Source organism: Mesorhizobium sp. GbtcB19 (assembly GCF_019091085.1).
Lineage (GTDB): Bacteria > Pseudomonadota > Alphaproteobacteria > Rhizobiales > Rhizobiaceae > Mesorhizobium.
The window spans coordinates 1-252 of sequence record NZ_JAGXJY010000346.1 but is presented as its reverse complement, the minus strand read 5'-3'; the positions used below and the strand labels follow the sequence as shown (position 1 = coordinate 252).

Sequence of the window (252 nt, the reverse complement as noted above, 5' to 3'; positions counted from 1 at the left end):
CGACGCGCGGCCGCGAGCCCGCGATCAGGCCGGAGAGTCGCAGCGCCCGGTCGGCGTCCGACAGCAGCAGGATGAAGGGCTTGTCCGGCTTGCCGTAACGGCGCATCTGGCTCTAGAAGACGTCGACATCGATGTCGGGCGAGGCGAGCACCACATCGCCGAGCTTGCCGCTGAGAACGCGGTCGCCGGTGATGGCGAGCTGGCGCAGCGTTTCCATCGTCACCCAGGTTCCCATCGAATGGGCGACGATGT

General features: G+C 67.5%; 1 pseudogene. It reads right to left on the bottom strand.

The features are described from left to right. Positions 1-252: pseudogene (locus tag KVT37_RS32455) on the bottom strand (alpha/beta hydrolase); the annotation flags it as partial.